This is a genomic window from Ignavibacteriales bacterium (genome assembly GCA_026390795.1).
In the GTDB taxonomy this organism is placed as follows: Bacteria; Bacteroidota; Ignavibacteria; order Ignavibacteriales; family Melioribacteraceae; genus Fen-1258.
Genome location: JAPLFG010000004.1, coordinates 243,400 through 269,597, shown reverse-complemented (window position 1 = coordinate 269,597; position 26,198 = coordinate 243,400). Strand labels below are relative to the sequence as shown.

Here is a 26,198-nt window from a genome sequence, read left to right as displayed (position 1 = left end):
CTCAAACCTTGTTGCTTGCAGCTAATAAGGAACCTTCATTCCTTGATAAAATTCCGGATTCTTATAGTCTTTTCTTAAAGGAAAACCTGCATCCCAATCGTAGGGCATCAATATTCTTCTCAAGTCTGGATGATTATTAAATATGATCCCGAACATATCGAAGGCTTCTCGTTCGTGCCAATCTGATGTTCTCCAAATATTATATACAGATTCAACTACTGAATTTTCTCTGGAAGAAGAGACTTTTATTGCAATTTTGTGCTTAAGAGTTGTGGAATGTAAATGATAGTAAACGCTTAAAGTTCCACCACTTATAACATCTGTGCCATCTTCATCTTTGGCTTTTGTGCCATTTGCATCGTCCACCCCGGAGAGAACCATCAAGCTGTCAAATTTAAGCTCTTCACTATCCTTTAAAAATGCTCCGACTTTATGTATTTGCATGGGATCAACTGAAATTACCGGATCAACTGGAGTCTCTTTATCTAATCCAAGAATGATTTCACCAAATTCTTTTTTTAATAAATCGAAAATTTCTTCCGGATTCTTCATACCGTTTTCTTTCTCATAGATTCATGACGGATTTTGTCTTGTAATTTTAGTAAACCTTCTAATAATGCTTCTGGTCTTGGCGGGCAGCCTGGGACATAAACATCAACTGGAATAACTCTGTCTATTCCTTTCAAAACATGGTAACCATGTTCCCAATAAGGACCACCGCAATTTGCGCAGCTTCCCATTGAGATAATGTATTTAGGGTCCGGCATCTGTTCGTATAATCTTTTAATTCGTGTAGCCATCTTTAAAGTTACGGTTCCGGAAATAATAATTGCATCTGCCTGTCGTGGAGTATTTCTAGGTATAACACCAAATCGGTCAAAATCGTAGTGGGAAGCTGAAGTTGCCATCATTTCGATTGCACAGCAAGCAAGACCGAAACCAAGCTGCCAAATAGATGAGAGGCGTGCCCAATTCATTAAATCTTCTGCTCTGGCTATAACAATGTTGCCGTCGGAAAATTCTTTATCTAGTAAACCCATCTATTATTTCTCTTTCCGGTTTAGGATTTTGAGTTAAGTATTTCGTCAAGTTTTGGTGCTTTAGGTTGCGGACGGGCCCATTCCAAATCACCTTTTCTCCATTCATATGCCATTCCAAGACCAAGGACAAGCAGGAAAATCAATCCAACAGCGAGACCGTAAAAACCATATTCTTTATATGTCAGTGCCCAGGGGAAAAGAAGAACTACTTCCACATCGAAGATTAAAAAAATTAGGGCAATAACATAAAAACGAATATTAAACTTAACCCAAGGTGATCCTTGAGGATTTTCACCGCATTCGTAGGTTAAATATTTTTCTTTTGTAGGACGATCCGGACTTAGAAGTTTAGAAATAATGAATACAACTATTACGAAAATAGCTGCAAGCATCATGAAGATTAAAATTTTGCCAAATTCAGTGAGCATAACCTTTCAAAAAAGTTGCTGTGAAAATAGCATATCAAAGTATTTTTGTCAAGAAATCTATAAAAACATTTTATTGAAGTGTAACATTTTTCCAATGAAAGTAAATTTTTAACTAAATTTACTTAGTATAGAAACCAAAACAGAAGAAAAGATGAAAAGAAAAATTTTAATCGCTGCGGTTATTTTAATCTCTACAATAAGAATATTTGCTCAATCTCCCGGACCAAAGTGGGAAAAAGTTTTTGAAGCCAAAGATCAAACAGTATATGTTGATACATCGAGTATCAAAAAATTTGAAAATCAAATCACAGTTCTTAGTATTACAGTTTATAAAAAACCTCAAATTATTACTTCATTAGGAAAGGAAGCAACAAGTATTAAGACACAACTCTTATTCAACTCAAATTCACGCAAATACACTGTGATTGGAACATTATATTATGACAAAAATCAAAAAATACTCGGTGAAACATCCTTACCGGGATTTGCTTCCGGGAGTGAAAATTTTTCCATCCAAATTGAGGGTAATGAAACTATGACGGCGATATTCAATAAAGCTGTTGAATATTTAGGAATTGAAACCGGAATAGTTGAACAAAAAGATTCATCTCAGAACACAAATAATACAAACAAATTGGCTGTTAAAGAGCAAGAAGAGAAATCAAATGATGATCCTTCAAAGACTTTGAAAAATGAAAATAATAAAAGTAACGACAGAGTTGCTCTTTATCTTAGTAAAAAAGATTCTGTCCAAAAAGTAACTGCTCCAAAAGAAGATGTAAAATCAATTCCAACCAGACCAATAATTGATAAAACAAAAAATCCATCTGAATCAAAACAAACCACAAACCTTGAAAAACAAAAACCGGTCATCGATTCTAGGTTAAAAGAATTACCTGTTGGAACAAATCCTAAGGAAATGATTTTTAAGGAAGGAACAAAATATTCTTTTCAAGTTTCTTCGTGGAAGAATAAGCCAAAAGCAGAAAAAGAAGTCCAAAGACTAAAAGCAAAAGGACACAATGCTTTTCTAACAGAAGGAACTCTGAGAGGTGTTAAATGGTACCGTGTCCGTATCGGTTATTTTAATTCACTTGAAGAAACTGAAGAGTATAAAAAGAAAATAAATTAGTGAATTGATTTCATTTATTTTCCGTTCCAAAGAACTTTTCCAGAATCACCATCGTTTATAATTATATAACAGAAAGGAATAATTATGAGAAGGATAATTTTCTTAATGATAATTATCAGTCTTCCTCTATATTCTGCTTGTGCACAACAAAATGAAAAATCAAATCAATCGAAAGGCAAAGAGATGTCTTTTAAAATCCAGAAAACCGAGAAAGAATGGAAGGAAATATTGACGCCCGAACAATATCACGTATTACGTGAAAAGGGAACAGAGCAGCCATTTACAGGCGAATACTGGAGTTCGAGAGGTAAAGGAATATATAAGTGTGCAGCATGCGGTGCTGAATTGTTCAGCTCGGACACAAAATTTGACAGCGATTGCGGCTGGCCGAGTTTTTATGATGTGATGAATAATAAAAATGTTATTACCAAAGATGATTATAGTTTTGGCATGCACAGGATCGAAGTAATGTGTGCTACGTGCGGAAGTCATCTCGGTCATATATTCGATGACGGTCCAAAACCGACAGGTCAGCGTTACTGCATAAATTCAGTTTCTATTAAATTGGAGAAAAAAGAAAAGTAAGTTCCATTATTATTACCTTGTTGAAAAAAGATTGTTGAGTTAAGTTTGACACAAAATTGCAGGTAAAGATGAAACATTTAATTTTAGGATTTATATTCTTGTTTGTCACTTCACAGATATTCGCACAAAAAAAGAAAATGGATCAGAATCAATTAATATCAACAGAATTTTCATTTGCTGCCAGTGCGGCAGAAATTGGAACAAGGGATTCATTTCTAAAATTTATTGCCGACGACGGAATTATATTTAGACCCGGACCTGTGAACGGTAAAACTTTCTTAACCAATGCACCAAAAAGACCCGGATTGCTTAGCTGGTTTCCGGTTCATGCAGAAATTTCGAAAGAAGGTGATATGGGATTTACAACCGGACCGGCAGAATTCCGCAAAGATAAAGACAGCGCTGCAATTTGGTTCGGTAATTTTTGCACAGTCTGGCAAAGACAATCGGACGGTGAGTTCAAATTTGTAATTGATTACGGGAATAATAATGAAAAACCCTCTGATCAATTTGAACCTCTTAAATATGAAGCCGCAAAATCAAAGCCGGCTTCAACTATAATAAAAAAGAATGAATTAAAAGCAGATCAACTGTTTGAACTTGATCGTACATTCGCTAAATTAATTGCAGAAATTGGAACTGAATCTGCATATAAGAAATTTATAAATAAGGATTCACGTTTGTTGAGAGACGGCGAATACCCATTCATTGGCACAACGAAGATCATTAATTATCTTTCACAAAAAAAGATTGATTATAAATTCAATCCGGTTGGAGGTAAGGTCTCTTCATCGAACGATCTTGGATTTACTTACGGTGAAATGGAAATCAGTAACGGCAGTATGACATCCGAACGGTACAATTATATGAGAGTTTGGAAGAATGATGGAGAAAACTGGGTTATCCTTGCAGAAGTTGCAAATAAAATAGAAAAGTAAAGCTGATTTATTTTGAAACCGGACCGATAAATTTTACTCCCGATACTTTAATTATACTAAAAATAAGAAGCGCCACACCCATCCATTGAACCGGATTTAAAATATTCCCATGAATAAAATATTCAAGTACAACGGCAGTCATTGGAAATGCTAATTCGCAAATAGTTGCTACAGAAGCAGTAATTTTTTTTAAGCCGTAGTAGTAGAGAAATATTGCAGCACCGCCGGTTGTAAAAGCTATTAAAAGAAAAATCCACCATTGAGTTGACGAAACATTTACAATATTCTTAATATCTCCCATGGATGAAGCTATTACTAACATTATGATTGCCGAGAGTAAAAACCTTAGATAAGTCCCCAACTCAAATCCAACATTTCGCAATGCTCTTTTGCTAAAAACAGTTGAAGAACTGAAACTTATCGCGGCGATGAGTGAAAGTCCGGCAGCAATTAATGTTTTATTTCCTGTATCCAAAACCGGAAGAGAATATCCGAACGTCATTATATAAGCGCCAATAACGGCTAGGGCAGCCCAAAAGAAAAATATTTTAGGAAGTCTTTCTTTTAATATAAATGCAGCAAAAGTTAATGCGAAGACCGGCTGCAGTTTCTGAATCAAAATTACTATCGACAGATTTACAAAATTTACATAGAAGAGGGCTTTTGTTATTGCCATTGTTCCAATTGCACCGCCGAATAATGCGACTCCTAAAAATGCAAGCCAATCTTTTCTGTTGAGTAATTTTAATTTTGGATATTGTCTTATAAAAATTGGTGAAAGGATTAAAGCCACTACTGAACTTTCTATTAGTACAACAAGCGGTACAGGTAAACTGTATAAAGCGGGTCTCAATATTATTCCATCAATTCCCCATAATGCTGCGGCTACTATTACAAATATCGGGGCAAATCGGCTCATCAGTTGTTCTATCTTAAAATTATTCTTAAAAATTTGTGGGCAAAGATAAAAATTATTTTATATGTAAATGTAATTTAGTTTGATCCGTTCTGATATATAATTTTACTCTTGCTGTTAAATCTAAAAAGCATTGTAATTCCAACAGAAGCCAATCCAATAAGAAGTCCGATCCAGATTCCAACCGCACCGAGCTTATAATAAAATCCTAAAATTATTGCAATTGGAATTCCAATCATCCAGTATGCCGCAAAAGAGATCAACATTGGAATCTTTGTGTCGGTTAAACCGCGGAGAACGCCAATACCAGTTGCCTGAAGCCCGTCAAAAATTTGGAAAAGTGCGGCTATAATTAAAAGTTTAGACGCAACTGCAATTACTTCTATCTCTTTGATATAAAGAGTTGGTAAAAAATTTCTTAATAAAATAAAAGAAACACCGAAACAAAACATTAATGAGGAGGCTAACCCGAGTGTGCTGAATCCGGCGCGTCTTACTTGTGTGATATCTTTTTTCCCGGCTGCTTCTCCAACCCTAATTGTTCCTGCCGAAGAAATACCAAGTATTATCATGTATGTTATCGATGCCAGATTAATTGCAATCTGATGTGCAGCAAGTTGCGCCTTTCCAAGCCACCCGATCATTATAGCGGCAAATGAAAATGCTGCAACTTCAAGAAAATATTGAAAGCCGCTTGGCAATCCAATGCTTATAAGTTTTTTAATTAATGAAAAATCTAACGCTTTGATTTTTATTTGAGGTTTATATATCTGCACTCTATTATAGTTAAGAACAAAATAGAATAAGACCGCAGCCATAGTCCAGCGTGTTAATGTTGTTGCTACCCCCGCACCGAATAATCCCCAAGGCGGAAATCCGAATTTTCCGTAAATAAAGATCCAATTGAAAAATGCATTAAATAGATTTGCGAAAATCGCAATATACATAGGAGGATTTGGAATAGAGAGACCTTCTAAAAATTGTCTGTAAGTCTGAAAAAGTATGAACGGAATTACCGAAATAGATAAAACTTGTAGATAAGGAACCGCTTCTTTGACTACTTCACGCGGCTGATTAAGATATGGGATAAGGAAAGAAAATCCGAATGTACCGGTTATTAGGAGAATTGAAAAGACAGAATTTACCACTAGGGAATGGTTAAGGATTTTTCCGCAATCATCTAATTTACCCGCGCCCTTTGCCATTGCTATAAGAGGCGTCGCCGCCATAGAGAGTCCAATTCCGATCACAAGGATCAAAAAGAAGATTCCGTTTACTAAGGATGCCGCAGCCAATGAAGCAGAACCGACCTTTCCGACCATCACACTGTCAACAACTCCTAGCATTACATGTCCTAGTTGCCCGACTGAAATAGGAAGTGCAAGTTTTATTGTTTCTTTTATATGCGTTCGAAGAGTCACGTTGCTTATTTATATTCGATTTTTAGTTTATAATAGTTTAAGTAGAACATTATTGAACAAAATTATAAAACCATGTAATTTTTACTGAAGCAATTTACCAAAAATGCAGTATCAAGTCAGCTAAGTAAAGACAATACAAAGAAGAAAGTCGGCTGATTTTTATTCCTGACTGCCAGTCAATTATTCCGGTTTTAAAAAAACGAATTGCAGTTGAGATTCCAATTCATATATATCGAAATACCCGTCTATTAGTACAAGTACTAAACTTTTTAGCCAAAAATGAGGTAAAAAGTTAAAAACATTAGTAGAACTACTAATATATTATTGAAAATCTCTTATTACATTTTATTTGGCTTATAAATTGATGATGTGAGGTGAAACAACCTACACCGGGTTGAAATGCTGTATTTTAAACTACTCCAATTCAACCGCAAATTTATTGAAAATCGTTAGAAAATTGATTGTAAATCAATCTTATTAAAATGTCTACTTTAAATCTTGAGGCTTTTGTTGAAAGATATAAGAATATTAATTGCTGAGGATCAGGCTATTACAAGAATGGCACTCGCTTATTATCTTAATTCATACCAGAATATGTTCGTCGTAGCAGAAGCCCAAAACGGTATTGAAATGATCAATAAGTATAAATTGAACAAGCCCGATATTGTTCTGTGCGATATATCAATGCCGAGCATGGATGGATTAATTGCGGCAAAGAGTATAATTAATCTGGATAGCATGGCGAAGATAATCTTTCTTACAATGCATGAAACCGAAGATTACTTATTAAAAGCGTTAAAAATTGGTGCCTCCGGATATGTTAATAAAAGTTTAAGTATGGATGAATTGAGACGTTCTCTTGAATGCGTTTCGAACGGCGGAAAATATTTTTGGGGCAAATCAGAAAAAGAAATTGAAGAATTAAAAAAGAAATCTTTTCTGGCTGATAACGAAGAAAGTAAAATAGAATATAATGGTTTAACAAAGCGTGAAGAAGAAGTTTTAATTCATATTGCTAAAGGGATGACCAGCCAGGAAATTGCCGAAAAACTGAACTTGAATAAAAGAACAGTTGATTCTCTCCGCTCACAATTGATTGACAAATTAAATCTCAAGTCACCAAGTCATCTGCTAAAATATGCTATCGAATTTACAGCCCTATCAAACTAAGAAAATAATAATTCTGTCTTGTAATTGTAAATTCTTTCGAGTAATGCAATTTTAAAAAAATCTTTCTCCCAGTGTCAATTTTTGATCTTCATAAAATGAACTAGGATTTTTATTAACTTGTCCTAAAGAAATCTAAAATCATTTTTTGATTGAAATTTGGAAAAGCGGAGTGAATAAAATTTTTATGCTTCGATGATGATGAAATGTTTTACAATACCGGCAAAGTAATTGATCAAATCGAAAAATGGATAAGCCTAATTCAGAATAGAAATCCATAAAAGAATTGTAAAGTAGAGGCTTTGCGTGCAACGTCTCAAATAAAGATGAATTAGGATATTACAATAAGAAGACGCAGTATGCTGCGTCTCAACAACATTAAATGATAATGCTGCATAAAAGTGAAAGATCATTATTATATGGATCCAAGAAGAAGATTCTCAAACAGAGTAGAAGATTACTTACAGTATAGACCGGACTACCCGGTTGGATCGGTAAATCTAATAATTGAACAATTTGATCTGAACCAAGATTCTGAAGTTGCGGATATTGGTTCCGGTACAGGTAAATTCACACAGTTGTTCAACAATCGTGTAAAGACAATTTACGGTATTGAACCGAATAATGAGATGAGAGAAGCGTCAAAAATTTTTCTGTCGGATCAGAAGAACTATGTGCCGGTGGAAGGGGACGCAGAAAATACGAGTCTGGCGGAGAATACAATTGACGCGGTTGTCTGCGCCCAAGCATTTCATTGGATCGATAAAAAAAAAGCGAAAGAGGAATTCACGCGGATACTAAAAAAAGAAAAAAATGTTGCCGTACTTTTTAATAACCGGAAAATCGATAATCCATTTTTAATGGAATATGAAGAGCTGCTGAAAAAATACGCGAATGATTATAATGAAGTTTCGCAGACCAATCTGACGAAAGATGATTACGACAAATTTTTCAGATCATATGATAAAACGGTTTTGCCGAACAGGCAGATCTTTGATTTTGAATCACTCTGCGGAAGAGCAACTTCTTCGTCTTATTGCCCGCTCCCCGGTGAAAAGAATTATGAACCGCTATTCAAAGGACTTGAATTGGCATTCAATAGATTTCAGTCGGAAGGAAAAATTATTTTTGAACTTGACACTGAAATTTATACGGGTACTATTTGAAATTTATTCCAAATAAAATTTATGTAGGGCGAACTTCAGTTCGCCAATGTTCGAGATGAATGTTGAATTACAAATAAACGGCTTACTTAAACCAAAAATCATTAAATTAATGATGCAACTCGCCATTAATAATTGTCGAAATGAAATTGACGTTCACGGAAAAAATCCTTAGCGGTAAAACAATTCCAAAATATTTTGGAATCTTCGGATTACTCATAATCATCACTTTTTATATTAGCAATCTAATTGATCTCCGTTTTATTCAAGATGATGCTTACACCTCATTCCGTTACGCTAAGAATTTCGCGGAAGGAAAGGGGTTGGTCTTCAATGAAGGAGAAAAAGTTGAAGGATATACTAATTTTCTCTGGGTTATGATTTTAAGCGGTGAAAAATATATTGATGATAATTTTTCCCATAATCTTGATCGCTTTGTACGAGCAGATCAAGATCAGGAACAAGAGCATGAACTAGCATGTATTGAACATACCGCGCAATTTCTTTCAATTTTCTTCTCAATAGTTGTATTAATCCTTACCTTTTATTTAGCACAGCTCTTTATAATAATAGATATTGGACAAAAGACGTTAGGTGAAAATCTTTTTGATGAAGTTATTTCTCTTATCCCGGTCTTCATACTGGCATTCTCAACACCTTTGGTATATTGGGGTGTAAGCGCTATGGAAACAACTCTATTCGTTTCTCTAACTCTTTTTTCGATAATTCTATATCTAAAAAATCCGTTTAGGAAAAATCCCAACATCTGGTTAGTACTTGTTTTAGTTTTAAACTCACTCGTAAGACCGGAAGGTTTGATTGTTTTCATTCTAATAATAACGCACAAAATATTTTATAACTATTACAGCAGCGGGGAAAGAAAATTTATCTTTAGGATGCGCTCTGCCATTGACCGGACTCTTCAGAAAGAAATTATCTTCTACACTGTCGCAATGTTAGTTTTTATTGTGTTTAGATTAATTTACTACGGTTATCCTTTACCGAACACTTTTTATGCAAAGACTGAATTCTCGACCGAATTTATAATCCGCGGTTTAAATTACTTTTCGGAATTCGCCGCCGCATATTTATTTTACGGTTTTGTATTAATATTCCCATTAATTCTTTTTCGAAATAAAAAAAACCTTTTTGAAATCTCTTTTTTCTATTTGATAATCATATGCTGGACGATAATTAACATTCTCATCGGAGGTGATGTTCTGCCGATACATCGTTTTTTCCTTCCGATCATGCCTCTTGTTTTTATTTTGTTCGTCAAAGCAATTCCGGATGCTGTGAATTTTATTTTACCAAGAAAAAAAATATTCGCAACGATTGGTTCTTTGATAGTATTGGTATTAATGGCGTTTGCCGGATTGATGAATTATAATCTTCAAAAACCGAAGATGATGGAAAAGCGCGCATATGAATCCGGTCTTGTTCAAAAGATGAAAATTTATGCAGAGTGGGTCAATAAACAGAACATGAGCAGGAGCACGAGCGCGAAAAAGATAATTGTAGCAATGTCGACAATTGGAGCGTTCTCATATTTTCCCGATGTGCATGTAATTGATATTGTTGGTTTGACAGATAAATATATTTCCCATCATCCGAAAGAAGTGGAAGGAATAGACGAAGAATTACCCGTGATATGGAAAGAAAGGCACTACAACGCCGAATATGTTTTATCACAGAAGCCGGATTATATTATTTTTCCCGCCGGTGCCAAACCGAGTGCATTTGCCGAATGCGCTTTATTCGTTCAAGATGAATTCACCAAAAATTATTATACTCAAATTTTTTATTCGGATGAATTACATCAGTTACTTCCGGTCTTTACAAGAAAAGAAAATGTTGGAATTGGAAAACTCAGTATGAAATGCGGAATCAGGTATTTAAAGTATTACATAGAAGCTAATAATACTTTCTTAAGAATGATTGAACAAAACGACAGATCGATGCTTAAGAAAGTGCTCGATGAATGCGACCGTGTAATACAAATTTGTCCTCAAAAAATTTCCGAAATAAATACGTTGAAGGGAATTGCTTTTTATCATGCAAATAATTTTCTGATAGCGCAAAATTATCTCTTGAAAGCAGCCGAAAGCGATGTATCAAATACGATTGCTCTCTATTACCTTATGAAGATTTACGAATCGAGAGGGGAGACAGCCAAAGCTGCGAATCTGATTCCAAAAATTACTCTTTATTCGCCGGATGTTTTTCCAAACCTCGTAAATTGATTAAATCAATGATCTACCGGCAATATCGCATTTTGTAACTGGTCTATTTGTTTTTATCTTTCATTAGAAAAATTAAAGGAAAAGTTAAAATGGGAAATTTAGGTCCTACAGAGATAATTCTAATTGTACTTGTTCTTATTTTATTATTCGGCGGTAAAAAAATTCCCGAGTTGATGAAAGGAATCGGCGAAGGAGTAAAACAATTCAAAAAAGGATTGAACGAGGACGATAAAAAGAAAGATACCAAAGAGTAGAAACATAATTTATATTGTTCGATGCTCGATTCTTATTACACATTCCAGGTAAACAGAAATCTGTATTTCAAAGAGAATTTCTTCAATTACTATACACTCCATTAATCTGGAATCAAGATTAAATTTATCCGGAGACCCAGATGAAAAAAATATTTTTTTCTCTTCTCTCTTTTCTGATCTTTGTACAGGTTACGGCGCAGCAATGGAAAGCGGCAGATGTTAAGATCAAAACAATTTGGGGTGAACAATTAAATCCTTCTAATGTATTGCCCGAATATCCTCGCCCGCAATTAGTACGTGATGAATGGAAAAATCTAAACGGATTATGGGATTATTCGATTCAACCGAGATTCGGCGGAATGCCCGAAACATTCTCGAATAAAATATTAGTTCCGTTTGGAATTGAGTCTTCATTATCGGGTGCTGGGAGAATTGTAGGGAAAGAAAATTTATTATGGTACAAAACAAAATTTGACCTTCCGGAGAAGTGGAAAGGGAAAAGAATCATTCTTCATTTCGGCGCTTCGGATTGGGAGACAGATGTTTATGTAAATAATATTAAAGTCGGATCGCACCGGGGCGGATATGATGAATTTAATTTCGATATAACCGGTCAACTTGTAAAAACGGATGTACAGGAAATTCAAGTTTCCGTTTGGGATCCGAGCGACGACGGATTCCAGCCGCGAGGAAAGCAAGTTAAAAAACCGGGAAGTATCTGGTATACATCCGTAACGGGAATCTGGCAGACAGTCTGGCTCGAACCGGTTAATCAAAGTTATATTAGAGGAACCAAACAGACTCCCGATATCGATAAAAATCAATTAACCATAGATACGGATGTTGCCGGATGGATGGAAGGGGATAAAATAAATGTCGCCGCTTTTGATGGCAGTAAAGTAATAGTACAGAGAGAATTTAATTCATCTAAAAATTTATTTCTCAAAATTGATGCTCAAAAATTGTGGACTCCCGATAGTCCTTTTCTCTATGATCTAAAAATTTCTCTGATGAGGAACGGAAAAGTTATAGACGAAGTGAAATCATATTTCGCAATGAGAAAGATCTCTCTAGCAAAAGATGAAAATGGAATTCCGCGAATGATGCTGAACAATAAATTTTTATTTCAGTTCGGAACTTTAGACCAGGGCTGGTGGCCCGACGGATTATATACGGCGCCATCCGATGAAGCGCTCGCTTTCGATATTGTAAAACTGAAAGAGCTCGGATTTAATTTGATCCGTAAGCATGTAAAAGTTGAACCGGCGCGGTACTATTATCATTGCGATCGACTTGGAATTCTTGTTTGGCAGGATATGCCGAGCGGCGATATGGATCTTCAGTACGGTGATAACGGAGAACAATTGAGAAGCGCCCAATCGGAATATCAATACGAAACGGAATTGAAAGAAATAATTGATGAGCATTATAATTATCCGTCAATCATTGCGTGGATTCCGTTCAATGAAGGATGGGGACAATCAAACACAATAAAGATTTGTAATTGGATTACTCATTATGACAGTTCGCGTTTGGTAGATGGACCGAGCGGATGGACCGATCTACCGGCTGCAGGAAATATACAGGACCGCCATGACTATCCCGGTCCGTCAATGCCTAATGATAAGAAAGATAACCGCGCTTTGGTCCTTGGTGAGTTCGGCGGACTCGGATTACCAATTGAAGGACATACATGGAAGGAAAAAGATAATTGGGGTTACAGATCTTACAAAGATTTGGATGAATTGCAAAAAGCTTTTATCACTCTTATTGAAAAAATTCCCGCATTGATTTCAAAAGGACTATCGGCTGCTGTTTACACTCAAACTACCGACGTGGAAGTGGAAGTAAACGGAGTAATGACTTATGATAGGAAAGTCATTAAAATGGAAAATGAGAATGTTAAAACCGCGATTAGAAAATTATACGATGTTAAAAAGTAATTGAAAAATAATTCCGTGAATTTTATTTTTGAACCGGAAAACATAGAATTAAACTGAAAAAAGGAAAAGCAAATGACTGAAAGCACCAAAAAATATGAGTTCAAAGCTGAGGTTAAGAAACTTCTTGATATACTCGTTCACTCATTATATACAAGCAGAGAAATTTTTCTGAGGGAATTGATTTCTAATGCCTCGGATGCATTGGATAAATTGCGCTTCGAATCGAACCGCGGAACTGAAATGTTCGACAAAGATTTACCGCTCGAAATAAAAATAGAATTCGATGAGAAGAAGAAACTTCTAACAATTACCGATACGGGAATCGGAATGACACATGACGAATTAATAACAAACATCGGGACGATCGCGAAATCCGGCACCGAGGAATTTGTACGATTAATCGCAGAGACTAAAGCCGATGCGAGCAATATAATTGGAAAATTCGGAGTGGGGTTCTATTCCGTTTTCATGGTAGCGCATGAAGTAATTATTAAAACAAAATCTTTCCGCAATGATGAGAAAGCTGTAGAGTGGAAATCCGATGGACTTGGAGAGTATGAAATAATTGAACTCGACGAAAAACTTCCGCGCGGTACTAAAGTTGAAGTTTATCTAAAAGATGACGCCGCTGAGTTTGCGGAGAAGTGGCGCCTTGAAAACATAATTAAGAAGCATTCTAATTTTATATCATACCCAATATTTTTGGAAAAAGAAAAAATTAATACGGTCAGTGCTCTCTGGCGTGAACCTAAAAGTTCAATTACAAAAGAACAATATGATGAGTTCTATAAATTCTTGAGTTACGATTCTGAAGGTCCGATAGATGTTATTCACAAATCTGTTGACGCGCCGATTCAATTCAACGTTTTGCTTTTCATTCCTAAAAAGAGTAATGATTTCTTCTGGCAGGATAGAGAGAATTACGGTTTGGATCTTTATGTCCGCCGTGTTTTGATCCAGCACAAGAATAAAGAATTGTTGCCGGAGTATTTAAGTTTTGTAAAAGGTGTTGTGGATTCAGAAGATTTACCTCTTAATATATCGCGTGAGACGCTACAAGAGAATGTTGTCTTTACAAAAATCGCTTCGAGTGTTTCAAGCACGATCTTTAATTACCTATCGGAAAAAGCTAAGAACGATTCTACCGCTTACAATGATTTTTGGAAAGAACATGGGAAGATATTTAAACTTGGTTACAGTGACTTCGCAAATCACGACAAGTATTTAGATTTGATCCGTTTCAATTCTTCTTTCTGCAAAGATAAAGATGAGCTTACGTCATTAGCCGATTATACAACGCGTATGAAAGAAGGTCAAAAGGAAATTTATTTTATAACCGGTACAAATCGTGATGCAATTAAGTTGGATCCGCATATGGAGATCTTTAAAAACAAGGGATTAGAAGTTCTTTATCTCATTGATCCGATTGATGAATTTGTGGTTCAATCAATCCGTAAATACAAGGAATTTGATTTCAAATCTGCCGATTCAGCCGATTCAAAGAAAATGAGCGATATAAAAAATGTCGAAGAAAAGAAAAACGATATTGAAGAACTGACAAAGGATGATGAGAAACATTTCTTCAGTCTTCTTTCAAAAATGAAATCAATCTTATCCGACCGGGTTGAAGACGTTGTGAAATCCGACCGTTTGGTTGACAGCGCATCATGCATTGTCTCTAAGGATGAAGGCTTATCCGCCGCAATGCAGAAGATTTTGAGGATGACGAATAAAGAGATGGGACAGCAGAAAAAAATATTCGAGGTAAATCCAAATCATAAATTGGTAAGAAACCTGATAAAGGTATTTAAAGCCGATTCGAACGATGATTTCATTGTAAACGTAACAGAACAACTTTTTGAATCAGCACTTCTCCAGGAAGGAAGTCTGGACGATCCGCATACTTTAATTCAACGACTTAATAAATCGTTGGAACAGTCAAGCGAATGGTATGTGGAGGTTAAAAAAATTAATTAGAGGACTATAATCAAAAATAGTCCGGTGATTTTATGAGAATGCCTTGCTTGCTGCAAGGCATTTTTTTGTGGCTCTTGATTGCGCGAAGAATTAAATTCCAATCAAAATATCAAGGCGGAGATATGACCGGAGAAACAACACAAGAATTTAAACGCGAACTCGGATTATTCGATTCCACAATGATTGTAATTGGTTCAATGATCGGTTCGGGAATCTTTATTGTAAGTGCGGATATATCGCGCACAGTTGGTTCAAGCGGTTTGTTGCTGTTAGTCTGGCTGATCACCGGTGTAATAACAATCATTGGTGCTCTTAGTTACGGCGAGCTTGCCGCAATGATGCCGCATGCCGGCGGGCAGTATGTCTATCTCCGCGAGTCTTACAATCCATTAATCGGATTTTTATACGGCTGGACTTTATTCCTTGTAATACAAACGGGAACTATAGCTGCAGTCGCTGTTGCATTTGCAAAATTTACCGCGGTTATTTTCCCTTGGTTTAGTTCTACAAATATTCTATTTGCGCCTTTAGGTTTGAAAATACATGCCGGACAAATTCTTGCCATTGCTTCAATAATTGTTCTAACTTATATAAATATACGCGGATTGCATCAAGCTAAGATTGTTCAAGGACTTTTTACAACTGCAAAAACTCTTGCACTATTTGGATTGATTCTTCTCGGTTTATTTATCGGATCGAACTCACAGGCAATCAGCGCAAACTTTTCAAATATCTGGCAAGGAAAGTGGATTCACCTTGTTGATGGAAAAATCGGGTGGGTAGAATCTCTAACCGGATTTTCAATTATAGCGGCAATCGGTGTTGCTATGGTTGGTTCGATTTTCTCAAGTGTCGCCTGGGAAAATATTACATTCACCGCAAGCGAAATTAAAAACCCGAAAAGAAATATTCCGCTAAGTTTATTCTTTGGAACTTTGATTGTAATAACTCTTTACTGTCTTGCTAACGTTGCTTATCTGGTTGTTCTTCCATTAGTAGGAAACCCGGCTGGAAAAGATGTAATGAGTATGGGGATTCAATTTGCTGCAGAAGATAGAGTTGGAACGGCGGCGGCAAATTTAATTTTTGGCGAACCCGCCGCAATTATAATGGCTCTGTTAATTATGGTCTCAACATTCGGATGCAATAACGGATTGATACTTGCCGGTGCGAGGGTTTACTATGCGATGGCAAAAGATAAATTATTTTTCAAATCAACAGGTACATTGAATAAAAATTCAGTTCCGTCAAAAGCATTGATCATTCAAGGAGTATGGGCAAGTTTGCTTTGTCTCTCCGGTTCATATTCACAACTTCTTGATTACGTTGTCTTTGCTGTCCTTATCTTTTACATTCTTACAGTTGTTGGAATATTTATTCTTCGGAAAAAACAACCGAATGCCGAGCGACCTTACAAAGCTTTCGGTTATCCGGTGCTGCCGATTCTTTATATATTCTTAGCGGCATCTGTTGCTGTTATACTACTTCTTTACAAGCCGGAATACACATGGCCGGGACTAATAATTGTATTGCTCGGAATTCCGGTTTTTTACGGTTGGAATTATTTCCAGAAAAGATACGCAAAATAGAATTGATTTAAGTTCATTCAAGATCTGTATTATTTTTCGATAAGCGAAACCTTATAAATTCAACAAATATTGGGAGTGTTGAAATAAGGATTATTGCAATTATAACGAAAGAGAAATTGTTTTTTACGAACGATAAATTCCCGAAAAAATATCCGCCGTAAATAAATAATCCACACCAAAGAATTCCTCCGATTATATTAAAAGCAATGAACTTGGAGTACGTCATAGCGCCGACACCCGCAACAAAAGGCGCAAAGGTTCTTATGATGGGAATAAAACGAGCGAGTATTATTGTTTTACCGCCATGCTTCTCGTAAAATTTATGTGTACGGTCAAAATATTTTTTTTTCAGAAAGCGGTTACTCTTTTCAAATAACTTCACGCCGACGTAATGGCCGAGCCAATAATTAACCGAATCTCCAATGATGGCTGCAAGAGAAAGGATCAGAAAAAGAAGATGAATATTGAATGATCCTATTGCGGCAAATGTACCTGCTGCAAAAAGAAGTGAATCGCCGGGAAGAAAAGGCGTGAATACAAATCCCGTCTCTGCAAAGATTACGAGGAAGAGTATAACATAGGTAACCGCGCCATACTGAAGAATTATTTCATTAAGATGTTTGTCAAGATGAAGAAAGAGGTCGATTAGATATTCCATAGTAAGAAAAATTTTATTATAAATTATTTTAGAAAAGGTTAATCAAATTTGTTCAAGGTAATTCAAATCTTTTCCGTAAGTCTCTTCCAATTTATAAGCTGCAAAAAATGCTATCAGAACCGAAATAATTCCTACAACTAATGCAGCGTGGATCATTCCCATCGAAACTCTGAGGTAGGAAAATACGAGTGTAATCGGAACAACAGAACCTCGAATAAAATTTGGGACAGTTGTTGTAACAGTCGATCTTAAATTAGTTCCAAATTGTTCGGAAGCAGTTGTAACAAACACTGCCCAGTAGCCGATCGAGAATCCAAGCAAAACACACAAACCATAAAACATCGTTGATGTCAAGCCGCTTGTGAACAGATAAACCAGAACAAATAAAAATGTTAGAGAGATGAAGATCATCACAACCTTTTTTCTGCTCTTGATTATTTGACTTAAAAATCCGCTTGCAAAATCACCGAAGATCAATCCGGAATAAGTAAATAAAATAGAATTTCCGGCTTTGAATGGTTCTGTTACGCCTAAAACTTTTCCGAATTCCGGCGAGAAGGTAACCAGAATTCCTACCACAAACCAAATTGGCAAGCCGATTAGTATACAATAGAGATAACGGAAGAAACGGTCTCTAGAAGTAAATAATTTTAGAAAATCTCCTTTGCGCACATTTGACGATTCGAGCGATTTATACATTCCCGACTCGAACATTTTTATACGTGTTAAGAGAAGTATTAATCCAAGGACACCGCCAATTATAAATGCAGTCTGCCAGCTAAATATTTCGCCAATAATCGCGGCGAATATCGCACCGCTTACACCGATAGTTGCAACAATCGCTGTTCCATATCCGCGTGTTTCTTTTGTCATTACTTCGCTGACCAATGTTACAGCGGCGCCAAGTTCACCCGCAAGACCAACTCCGGCAACAAACCTTAGAATTGCATACACTTCTACGGATGAAACAAATGCATTTAGTAGATTTGCAATTGAATAAATGAAAATTGATCCGAACAAAACCGAGAGCCTTCCTTTTTTATCGCCCCAGATTCCAAAAATTATTCCCCCTATTAGCATTCCGCCCATCTGCATATTTAAAAGTAAAACTCCAACCTTTATCAATTGATCGCCCTTAATTCCAAGATAAGTTAAACTTGGCACGCGTACAATTCCAAAAAGGATCAGATCGTAGATATCAACAAAATACCCGAGTGAGGCGACCAGAACAGTTGTGTTAAATATATGTTTGAAAAGATTATCCTTCGGCTGCTGCATTCAAATCTTATTATTGATTTAGAAAAATTAATGGCAAAACTATCATTTCTTTTTTTGATTAGAAACTAAAAATTCTCCGTGATCACTTTTTAGTCAAAGAAATAATAAAGGGATATGAGCAAGTGCAAGAATGCCGAATCGTTCGGCTGTTCTTAATCTTAAAGATGGAACAAAATAACCGAAATAAATTCCTTTGATAATTGTATTACTCATTGATGCAATTATTATCGCTGAAGTGATCAGAGGAATATCAAGTTGTGCGCCTTGAATCAAAGAAAGAATGAACGGATCAATATCGGATAGACCGACAATTGCGGAAAGTGAGAGCAATCCTTGAGAACCGATATACTGCTTTGCCAATTTTGTAATGATGGTAAGCGCAACAAATAAAATTGCGAAAACCATCGCCGGTTTAAGCTCAAATGGATTTTGTAATTGCTGAAAATCTTTTTCTGATGACTTCACTGTTTTGGCGAAATTTGTTTTTATCAATGAAAGACCAAACCCAATTATGCTTAAGAGCACCAGTTTCCACCAAAGAGAATAAACTACAAGCGGATTAATTATAAAGACCAATACAAGGATGCGAAGATACATTACACTGCTTGCAACAACAGTAGCTTGAAGAGCATTTGGTCCTTTCTGCGGACTATTTTGTGCAACTCTACCGTAAGCGATTGAAACCGCGGTGCTTGAAACAAGTCCTCCAACCAAACCTGAGAGCCAGAATCCAACTTTCAATCCCAAAAATTTTGAAAGAAGATAACCAACAAATCCAATTGATGACACAAGTATTACGATCTGCCAGATTTTAGAAGGGTTGAGTTCGAATTGAGTAAAATCTTTATTTGGAAGTACTGGAAGAATTATTAGAGTAACCAGAAGGAATTTCAAAACGGCAGTAAATTCCGACTTGTCAAGTTTTTCAACTACGTTTTCTAATCCCGCTTTTTCCGAAAGAAGCATAGTGTTAATAATGCCTAATGCCATTGCAGCCCAAATATCAACCAGCAAAGCTAACGCGCCTATAACGAATGTTAGAAGAGCCGATACCTCGCTTGTTACTCCCCAATGATCGGCTTGTATTTTTGAAAAATATGAGATAGATGCCAGAGCGCAAATGCTTAACAACCCGAGTGGAAGCATAGCAGTAACGCCCAACTGAAAGAGCCATGCGCAGCCAAATCCAAGCATGCTTATTATTGGAAATGTTCTAATACCGCCAAGGATTAAAACCTTGTGCTTACTTTTGTTGCTTTCCCGTTCTAAGCCGATTAGTAAACCCAAAGCAAGAGCAACAATAAATCTTAGTTGAAATGTCCATTCGATTGAATTCATAATGACCGGAATTTTTTGATTCAAACTAACAGAATTTGCCAACACTTTCAATTAATGACCACAATTCTATATTTCTTATATTTGCAGCCCCAATCACATATAAAAAAGTTTTAGTGGAAAATAATATAAGTCCGGTAATACTAACTGCAAAGGAACTAGAGGTTCACTACGGTGAACAGATCATTCTTGATAAAGCATCACTAAGTGTTCATGAAGGCGACCGCATTGGTCTTGTGGGAAGAAACGGAGCGGGCAAATCCACATTCCTTAAAGTTATTTCCGGTGTAATTCAATCTGATTCCGGCGAAGTTGCCAAAAAGAAAGATCTAGTTATTGGTTTTCTGTCACAAGAATTTACTCTTGATGAAACTAGAACCGTACAAGAAAATATTTTGGACGGCGCCAAGTGTATTATTCAGTTGATTGAAGAATATGAAAATCTTGATCATGATTCTCCTAAGCGGCATATTATTGAAGAAAAGATTTTACAAATTGACGGATGGAATCTCGAACGGAAAATTGATCTACTTATAAAATCATTACATGCACCCGAACCTCAAAGAGATGTAGCCACTTTATCCGGCGGTGAGAAGAGGAGAGTTGCATTATGCCGAGCTTTAATATCGCAGCCCGATCTGCTGATTCTGGATGAACCAACAAATCATCTTGATACAGATTCGATTGAATGGATCGAAAATTTTCTCGCTGATTATAAAGGTACATGCATATTCGTAACTCACGATCGTTACTTCTTAGACCGAATTGCTAACAGAATTGTTGAGTTATCTTTAGGTGTCTTTTTCTCGCATCAAGGAAATTATACCGATTACTTGATCAATAAATCTGAAAGACAAACAGTAAAAGAAATTGAAGAGCGAAAGCGCCAGAATTTTTTACGCCGGGAACTTGATTGGGTTCGACGCGGACCGAGGGCACGGAGAACAAAAGCCAAGAGCCGTCTCGATACATATTATGAAGTTGCTTCCCAGCAGAATACCGAAGTTGAGTTAGATGTTGAAATGATAATTCCTCCGGCAGAAAAATTAGGAAATAAAGTCGCAGAATTGAAAAATATCGGTATTAAGATCGGTGATAAAAATCTTTTTGAAGGACTCAGTTTCAATTTTGAGCCCGGAAGAAAACTTGGAATTGTTGGTAAGAACGGAGTTGGCAAAACTACACTTCTCAAAATCATTTTAGGAAAACTCTCTCCTACATCGGGGAAAATTGATTTCGGTGAAAAAACCGAGTTCAACTATATCGATCAAGCTCGCCTTCTACTAAATGATGAGGATTCAGTCATTCAAGCAATAGGAGAAGGGAGTGAGTCAATTAAGTTTGGTAAAAGCGAGATTAGTGTATGGACATATTTACGCCGCTTTCTGTTTGAAGACGATAGGATTAACACTCTGGTAGGAAGATTATCCGGCGGTGAGAAAAGTAGATTGACTCTTGCAAGAATTTTGAAGAATGGAGGAAATTTTTTACTCCTCGATGAACCTACCAATGATCTTGACCTTCCGACATTACGTGTTCTTGAAGAAGCGCTAATTGCTTTTGACGGTTGTGTTGTTGTAGTAAGCCATGATAGGTATTTTCTAAACCGTGTTTGTAACGGTATCCTTGCGTTCGAAGATAATGGAGAAATTTATTTCAGTGAAGGCAATTATGATTATTATATCGAAAAGAGGAAGGCACGGTTTAAAAATGATGTTGAAACGGTAACAAAGGAGAAAAAAGAAGTTGTTCGTATTAAGCCGAAGATAAAAAAGTTAACATGGAAAGAAGCTAAAGAGTTAGAAACAATTGAAGATGATATTCTGAAAGCTGAAACAGAAGTGGAAAGAATTGAAAAAATATTTTCTTCACCCGATTTTTATCAAAAGTATGCAACACAAACAAGCGAACTCTCAGAGCAGCTTGAAAAAGCTAAAGCGAATGTAAAACGGTTGTTTGTGAGATGGGAAGAACTTGAAAACCTAAAAAATCTTCTTTCATAATATCTATCTATTTAGTGGAAATGTATTGACTGCAGTCTATCATAGGTAAATCCCAAAATATTTACATCATTATTCAAACTTTTTTCTTTCGAAAAATAAGATTACAAGCCAACCTTTTTGCCGGGTTGTGCGTCATATGTGTAAATCATTTACGGCTATAACCTCTAATCGGAGTATTTCTATGGGTGAAAAATTTATTTCTAAAATTCTCTTTCTACATTTAATATTCATGTTTTCTTCTGCGTTTGGTCAAGCCGAGACTAATGTTTCTAAGCCAGTTATGGAGGCTTTCCGTTTAGATAAAGCATTTGAAATTGATGGAAAACTTGATAATCCGGTTTGGCTTAATGCTAAACCGATAGAAATAAATTACGAAGTAACACCAGGAGATAACACTCCAGCCCCACAAAAGACAATTGTAAGAGCACTCTATGATGACAAATATATTTATTTCGGTTTTCAATGCTTCGATACTAATCCGGAACAAATAAGAGCAAATATTTCCGAAAGGGATAAAATGTATCAAGATGATTGGGTTTTTGTTGGTATTGATACATACGGCGATTATCAGAAATCATATGAATTTGTTGTGAACCCGTATGGTATACAAGGTGATCTTGGCGCCATCCTAAATAATGAGGATTCAAGTCTTGATTGGATCTGGTTTGCCAAAGCATCTCGAAATGGCAAAGGCTGGACCGCAGAAATGGCAATCCCTTTCTCAAGTCTAAGCTTTCCGAATACCGATGTACAAAATTGGCGTATTAATGTTCTACGCACCATTCCAAGAGCAAGCCGTACACAACTTTCATGGGTTCCATTTGATAGAAACATTCCCGGAATAATGTCTCAAGCCGGTTATTTAGATGGTCTTAAAAATATTCATCAAGGTAGTTCAATTGAACTTCTACCTTATGCGATGGGTCAGGAATTAGGAAAGTTATCCGATCCGGATAATCCGAATGCAGGAATTAAATTTGATTCGTTTCAAAGCCGCATTGGCGGTGGTATAAAATATTCTCCTAGTCCGGATTTTTCTCTCGATGCTGTACTTAATCCGGATTTTAGTCAAATTGAATCTGATGCCGCCCAGATAAGTGTGAATACTACGTTTGCACTTTCGTATCCTGAGAAGCGCCCATTCTTTTTGATTGGCAGAGAACTATTAATGAACTCTATGTATTACTCAAGATCTATTAATGATCCGCTTGCTGCTGCACGTATAAATGGAAAGAGCGGTTCGCTCTCTTATATCTTTATGACTGCATACGATAGAAATACTGTTTTTGTAATTCCAGGTGAAGAGAGAAGCAATACTGTCGGTACACATTTAAAATCATTGGCAAACATCGGCAGACTCCGTTATGACATTGGCAATGAATCATATATCGGAACGCAGATGATGACTAGAGATTTATCCGGAGGACACAATTATGTCCTTGGTATTGACTGGAATTATAAATTTTGGGAAAACTGGTACTTCTCGGGTGAAGGCTTTTTATCTCAAACAAAAGAATTGAATGATCTGGATGCTCTCAATTCCACACGGCAATTCGGCCGTACATCTTTTAATGCCGCATTCAACGGAGAAGAGTATTCGGGAAACGGTATTCACCTGAATCTTTCGCATTCGTCAAGAAATTATAATTTCAATCTGACGTTTAACAACTTTTCTCCTACATATCAAACATACAACGGTTTGTTTGACCAGAATGGTTACAGGCAAGTTTATATGGGTCACGAATATGATTTTTATCCTACCGGTTCATTCATAGATTTTGGATCTCTCGGCTTTAATTCCGAGATGCGTTCCGATTTTTATGGAGTAAAAAAAGAACAGTTTATTCAAACGTATTCTTCTTTAACATTAAAAGGGCAGACCAATCTAAATGCAAGTTATTTATTAGTGAACGATGAAAATTTCCACGGGATATGGTTTTACGGAATACATCGTTTTAATGTTAATATCAATTCGCGTCCAATCAACGAAATAGCACTTTCAATAAGTAGTTCGTTCGGAAAATTTATATACCGTTCAGATTCTCCAGAGATGGGAGTCGGACATAACCTTGATGTCTCGCTTACTCTTAAACCAACTTCACAATTAAATCTTTCTTTTGATTATGCGCGTGCCAGACTTTCAAGCGAAGCGACCAAAGAACTTTTTTATGATGGAAATATTTACCGCGCGGTCCTAGTTTATCAATTTAATCCGGAATTTTTCTTCCGTACAATTTTGCAGTACGATTCTTTTGCCAAAGCATATCAAGTCTATCCGTTATTCAGTTATAAATTGAGTGCGTTCACAACATTTTATGCCGGCGCCACAAGCGATTATCTGAATTACGAAGGTACTTACGGAATTAAAAATGTGGATCAGCAATACTTTGTTAAAATACAATACCTATTCGGAATATAAATCGATTTATAACTTAGTGATGAGAGTAAAAAAAACTCATTGTAAAATGCAGACGTTTTTTTGCGAGATACAAATTGAAGCGCCAACAAAAAATAAACCCGGTTCAGAAAGAAGTCTGATCCATAATTATTAATTGTTTTTTTTGATTTTACTCATTGCTCTTTCTGATAAAGCTGTAATTGTAAGAGAAGGATTCACGCCCGGATTAGCGCTTATCATCGAGCCGTCACAAATGAGCATGTTTTCATAACCAAAAACATTATTGTCTTTATCAATTACTCCTTCGGAATTATTTTTTCCCATTACAGCACCGCCTAGAATATGTGCCGTTGTTGGAATTCCTAATGCTGTTTCAGATAAAAGCACTGTGGTCTTCCCGTTTACAATTTGTGCGTACTGATCAGATAATGTTTTTGCTTCGGGAATGAATGCTGTTGGTCCTTGTCCTTTTTCGATATAGGATTTCATTCCGAAAATTCCTTTTCTAAAATGAAGTGTTGAATCAATAGTTCTCATAAATAAAAGGATTTGTGTTTTCTTTGCCCAATCACTTACAAAATAAATTCTAAAATTCTTTACCGGATGGGAAATTATATCGAAGATTACTTTTACCAGCCGAATAAAAATATTTTTACCATGAGCGAGCGGAGACATAAGAATTCTCCAGAATCCGGAGCCTGCCGGATAACGAACCGGTTCCAGATGACTATACTGATCTGTATGAAGAATCGAACCGATCGCCACACCGTCTGAAAATGCGGCATCCTTGTCAAAAGTCGTGACGCCAATTAGGCTTTCGGAATTAGTTCTAATACCCGAGCCAAGTTTATCTGAAATATTTGGTAGGGAAGTACGTTTCAATTTTAACAAAAGTTTTATCGTACCCAGTACACCCCCGGCAAAAATAATTCCGCGTGATGTAAATTCGCCTTTTGTTTTTATGAATGATGTTGATCTCTTCCACATTACCTTGTAGCCGGTCGATCCGTTTTTGGAATCGAGCGGGAGAACATCATACACTTCCGACTCAGCTTTAATTTTTACTCCATTCTTTTGAGCGAAGTATAGATAATTCTTATCGAGAGTGTTCTTTGCATTGAAACGGCAGCCGACCATACAGCCGCCGCAAAAAGTACAGCCGGATCTGTCCGGCCCTTTCCCTTCAAAGTATGGGTCTGGTACAATTTTATTAGGTTCACCGAAAAATACCGCTACTTCTGTAGCTTCAAACTCATCCAGCTTGCCAATTTTTTTTGCAAGTTCTTTAAGTGCGAGATCGCCTTTTTCCAAACGTGGATTTTGAGATGCACCGAGCATCTTCAATGCGACTGGATAAAAATCTTTTAATTCATTTTTCCAATCTGCTAAATGTGCCCAGCTTTCGGCTGTAAAAAAATCAGATTTTGGAACCGGTAATGTATTTGCATAAACAAGTGATCCGCCGCCAACACCGACACCTGAAAGAACAGTAACATTTTTGAAAAGTGTTATCTTAAACAATCCAAAAAATTTGAAAGTCGGAAGCCAAATCCATTTTTTCACATTCCAGTTGGATTTTGGAAAATCTTCTGCACGAAACCATTTTCCTTTTTCTATTACAAGAACTTTGTAACCCTTTTCTGATAACCGGAGTGCCGAAACAGAACCGCCAAAACCGGAACCGATTATTATATAATCAAAATCAAACGACTGCTTTTCCTCTTTCATCT

Annotated in this window: 21 protein-coding genes; 12 read left to right on the top strand and 9 right to left on the bottom strand. The window is 36.3% G+C overall.

The window, feature by feature from the left end:
• Positions 1-21: 21 nt before the first annotated feature.
• Genes NTX65_15830 through NTX65_15820 form a run of 3 tightly spaced genes read right to left on the bottom strand, consistent with a single transcriptional unit; the run spans position 22 to position 1,468 of the window.
• Positions 22-552, bottom strand: a complete 531-nt coding sequence (locus tag NTX65_15830; GenBank protein MCX6170810.1) for an NADH-quinone oxidoreductase subunit C — start codon at positions 550-552, stop codon at positions 22-24.
• A complete protein-coding gene (gene nuoB, locus NTX65_15825; GenBank protein MCX6170809.1) occupies positions 549-1,040 on the bottom strand; it encodes an NADH-quinone oxidoreductase subunit NuoB in 492 nt (163 codons plus the stop codon). Before nuoB ends, NTX65_15830 begins: the two co-directional genes overlap by 4 nt.
• Before the next feature lie 20 nt (positions 1,041-1,060).
• Positions 1,061-1,468 carry an NADH-quinone oxidoreductase subunit A gene (locus tag NTX65_15820; protein ID MCX6170808.1) on the bottom strand — a complete coding sequence of 136 codons (408 nt, stop codon included), beginning with the start codon at positions 1,466-1,468 and terminating at the stop codon, positions 1,061-1,063.
• A 151-nt stretch (positions 1,469-1,619) separates the two neighbouring features.
• On the opposite strand from NTX65_15820, the gene NTX65_15815 reads away from it, so the two are divergent.
• From NTX65_15815 to NTX65_15805, 3 genes are all read left to right on the top strand, one after another.
• On the top strand, positions 1,620-2,600 hold the full coding sequence (locus NTX65_15815) for an SPOR domain-containing protein (protein ID MCX6170807.1): 981 nt from the start codon (positions 1,620-1,622) through the stop codon (positions 2,598-2,600).
• 84 nt (positions 2,601-2,684) lie between these two features.
• On the top strand, positions 2,685-3,185 hold the full coding sequence (msrB, locus tag NTX65_15810) for a peptide-methionine (R)-S-oxide reductase MsrB (protein MCX6170806.1): 501 nt from the start codon (positions 2,685-2,687) through the stop codon (positions 3,183-3,185).
• Between the two features lie 68 nt (positions 3,186-3,253).
• Positions 3,254-4,123: a hypothetical protein gene (locus NTX65_15805; GenBank protein ID MCX6170805.1), complete on the top strand. Its 870-nt coding sequence runs from the start codon at positions 3,254-3,256 to the stop codon at positions 4,121-4,123.
• Positions 4,124-4,130: 7 nt separating this feature from the next.
• Here the strand turns inward: NTX65_15805 and NTX65_15800 are convergent, their stop codons facing one another.
• Both NTX65_15800 and NTX65_15795 read right to left on the bottom strand, forming a co-directional pair.
• Positions 4,131-5,042 (bottom strand): EamA family transporter, encoded by a 912-nt coding sequence (locus NTX65_15800; GenBank protein ID MCX6170804.1) that lies wholly within the window; start codon positions 5,040-5,042, stop codon positions 4,131-4,133.
• Between the two features lie 74 nt (positions 5,043-5,116).
• Positions 5,117-6,460 (bottom strand): MATE family efflux transporter, encoded by a 1,344-nt coding sequence (locus NTX65_15795; GenBank protein ID MCX6170803.1) that lies wholly within the window; start codon positions 6,458-6,460, stop codon positions 5,117-5,119.
• A gap of 510 nt (positions 6,461-6,970) precedes the next feature.
• On the opposite strand from NTX65_15795, the gene NTX65_15790 reads away from it, so the two are divergent.
• The 7 genes from NTX65_15790 (at position 6,971) to NTX65_15760 (ending at position 16,796) form a co-directional block, all read left to right on the top strand.
• Positions 6,971-7,630, top strand: a complete 660-nt coding sequence (locus NTX65_15790) for a response regulator transcription factor (protein MCX6170802.1) — start codon at positions 6,971-6,973, stop codon at positions 7,628-7,630.
• 398 nt (positions 7,631-8,028) lie between these two features.
• Positions 8,029-8,793 (top strand): class I SAM-dependent methyltransferase, encoded by a 765-nt coding sequence (locus NTX65_15785; GenBank protein MCX6170801.1) that lies wholly within the window; start codon positions 8,029-8,031, stop codon positions 8,791-8,793.
• Between the two features lie 140 nt (positions 8,794-8,933).
• Entirely contained in the window at positions 8,934-11,033 is a 2,100-nt protein-coding gene (locus tag NTX65_15780) for a hypothetical protein (protein MCX6170800.1), read from the top strand.
• Between the two features lie 89 nt (positions 11,034-11,122).
• The gene (tatA, locus tag NTX65_15775) at positions 11,123-11,287 is read left to right on the top strand and encodes a twin-arginine translocase TatA/TatE family subunit (GenBank protein ID MCX6170799.1); all 165 of its coding nucleotides are present in this window, start codon (positions 11,123-11,125) and stop codon (positions 11,285-11,287) included.
• Between the two features lie 140 nt (positions 11,288-11,427).
• Entirely contained in the window at positions 11,428-13,230 is a 1,803-nt protein-coding gene (locus NTX65_15770) for a hypothetical protein (GenBank protein ID MCX6170798.1), read from the top strand.
• 72 nt (positions 13,231-13,302) lie between these two features.
• Positions 13,303-15,207: a molecular chaperone HtpG gene (htpG, locus tag NTX65_15765; protein ID MCX6170797.1), complete on the top strand. Its 1,905-nt coding sequence runs from the start codon at positions 13,303-13,305 to the stop codon at positions 15,205-15,207.
• A gap of 32 nt (positions 15,208-15,239) precedes the next feature.
• On the top strand, positions 15,240-16,796 hold the full coding sequence (locus NTX65_15760) for an amino acid permease (protein MCX6170796.1): 1,557 nt from the start codon (positions 15,240-15,242) through the stop codon (positions 16,794-16,796).
• Between the two features lie 13 nt (positions 16,797-16,809).
• On the opposite strand, the gene NTX65_15755 is transcribed toward NTX65_15760, so the two are convergent.
• From NTX65_15755 to NTX65_15745, 3 genes are all read right to left on the bottom strand, one after another.
• Positions 16,810-17,454: a DedA family protein gene (locus NTX65_15755; GenBank protein ID MCX6170795.1), complete on the bottom strand. Its 645-nt coding sequence runs from the start codon at positions 17,452-17,454 to the stop codon at positions 16,810-16,812.
• Positions 17,455-17,496: 42 nt separating this feature from the next.
• Positions 17,497-18,732 (bottom strand): MFS transporter, encoded by a 1,236-nt coding sequence (locus NTX65_15750; GenBank protein ID MCX6170794.1) that lies wholly within the window; start codon positions 18,730-18,732, stop codon positions 17,497-17,499.
• Between the two features lie 93 nt (positions 18,733-18,825).
• A complete protein-coding gene (locus tag NTX65_15745) occupies positions 18,826-20,070 on the bottom strand; it encodes an MgtC/SapB family protein (GenBank protein MCX6170793.1) in 1,245 nt (414 codons plus the stop codon).
• Positions 20,071-20,183: 113 nt separating this feature from the next.
• On the opposite strand from NTX65_15745, the gene NTX65_15740 reads away from it, so the two are divergent.
• A complete protein-coding gene (locus NTX65_15740; GenBank protein MCX6170792.1) occupies positions 20,184-22,070 on the top strand; it encodes an ATP-binding cassette domain-containing protein in 1,887 nt (628 codons plus the stop codon).
• 181 nt (positions 22,071-22,251) lie between these two features.
• Positions 22,252-24,489, top strand: a complete 2,238-nt coding sequence (locus NTX65_15735; GenBank protein ID MCX6170791.1) for a DUF5916 domain-containing protein — start codon at positions 22,252-22,254, stop codon at positions 24,487-24,489.
• Positions 24,490-24,618: 129 nt separating this feature from the next.
• Here NTX65_15735 and NTX65_15730 read toward each other — a convergent pair whose 3' ends face one another.
• On the bottom strand, positions 24,619-26,196 hold the full coding sequence (locus NTX65_15730) for a GMC oxidoreductase (GenBank protein MCX6170790.1): 1,578 nt from the start codon (positions 26,194-26,196) through the stop codon (positions 24,619-24,621).
• Between the last annotated feature and the right edge of the window lie 2 nt (positions 26,197-26,198).

What these genes read in the sequence shown, in the direction of transcription:
- NTX65_15830 (MCX6170810.1), bottom strand. Translation starts at nt 552, where the DNA reads ATGAAGAATCCGGAAGAAATTTTCGATTTATTAAAAAAAGAATTTGGT.
- nuoB (MCX6170809.1), bottom strand. Translation starts at nt 1,040, where the DNA reads ATGGGTTTACTAGATAAAGAATTTTCCGACGGCAACATTGTTATAGCC.
- NTX65_15820 (MCX6170808.1), bottom strand. Translation starts at nt 1,468, where the DNA reads ATGCTCACTGAATTTGGCAAAATTTTAATCTTCATGATGCTTGCAGCT.
- NTX65_15815 (MCX6170807.1), top strand. Translation starts at nt 1,620, where the DNA reads ATGAAAAGAAAAATTTTAATCGCTGCGGTTATTTTAATCTCTACAATA.
- msrB (MCX6170806.1), top strand. Translation starts at nt 2,685, where the DNA reads ATGAGAAGGATAATTTTCTTAATGATAATTATCAGTCTTCCTCTATAT.
- NTX65_15805 (MCX6170805.1), top strand. Translation starts at nt 3,254, where the DNA reads ATGAAACATTTAATTTTAGGATTTATATTCTTGTTTGTCACTTCACAG.
- NTX65_15800 (MCX6170804.1), bottom strand. Translation starts at nt 5,042, where the DNA reads ATGAGCCGATTTGCCCCGATATTTGTAATAGTAGCCGCAGCATTATGG.
- NTX65_15780 (MCX6170800.1), top strand. Translation starts at nt 8,934, where the DNA reads ATGAAATTGACGTTCACGGAAAAAATCCTTAGCGGTAAAACAATTCCA.
- tatA (MCX6170799.1), top strand. Translation starts at nt 11,123, where the DNA reads ATGGGAAATTTAGGTCCTACAGAGATAATTCTAATTGTACTTGTTCTT.
- NTX65_15770 (MCX6170798.1), top strand. Translation starts at nt 11,428, where the DNA reads ATGAAAAAAATATTTTTTTCTCTTCTCTCTTTTCTGATCTTTGTACAG.
- htpG (MCX6170797.1), top strand. Translation starts at nt 13,303, where the DNA reads ATGACTGAAAGCACCAAAAAATATGAGTTCAAAGCTGAGGTTAAGAAA.
- NTX65_15760 (MCX6170796.1), top strand. Translation starts at nt 15,240, where the DNA reads ATGAGAATGCCTTGCTTGCTGCAAGGCATTTTTTTGTGGCTCTTGATT.
- NTX65_15755 (MCX6170795.1), bottom strand. Translation starts at nt 17,454, where the DNA reads ATGGAATATCTAATCGACCTCTTTCTTCATCTTGACAAACATCTTAAT.
- NTX65_15750 (MCX6170794.1), bottom strand. Translation starts at nt 18,732, where the DNA reads ATGCAGCAGCCGAAGGATAATCTTTTCAAACATATATTTAACACAACT.
- NTX65_15745 (MCX6170793.1), bottom strand. Translation starts at nt 20,070, where the DNA reads ATGAATTCAATCGAATGGACATTTCAACTAAGATTTATTGTTGCTCTT.
- NTX65_15735 (MCX6170791.1), top strand. Translation starts at nt 22,252, where the DNA reads ATGGGTGAAAAATTTATTTCTAAAATTCTCTTTCTACATTTAATATTC.
- NTX65_15730 (MCX6170790.1), bottom strand. Translation starts at nt 26,196, where the DNA reads ATGAAAGAGGAAAAGCAGTCGTTTGATTTTGATTATATAATAATCGGT.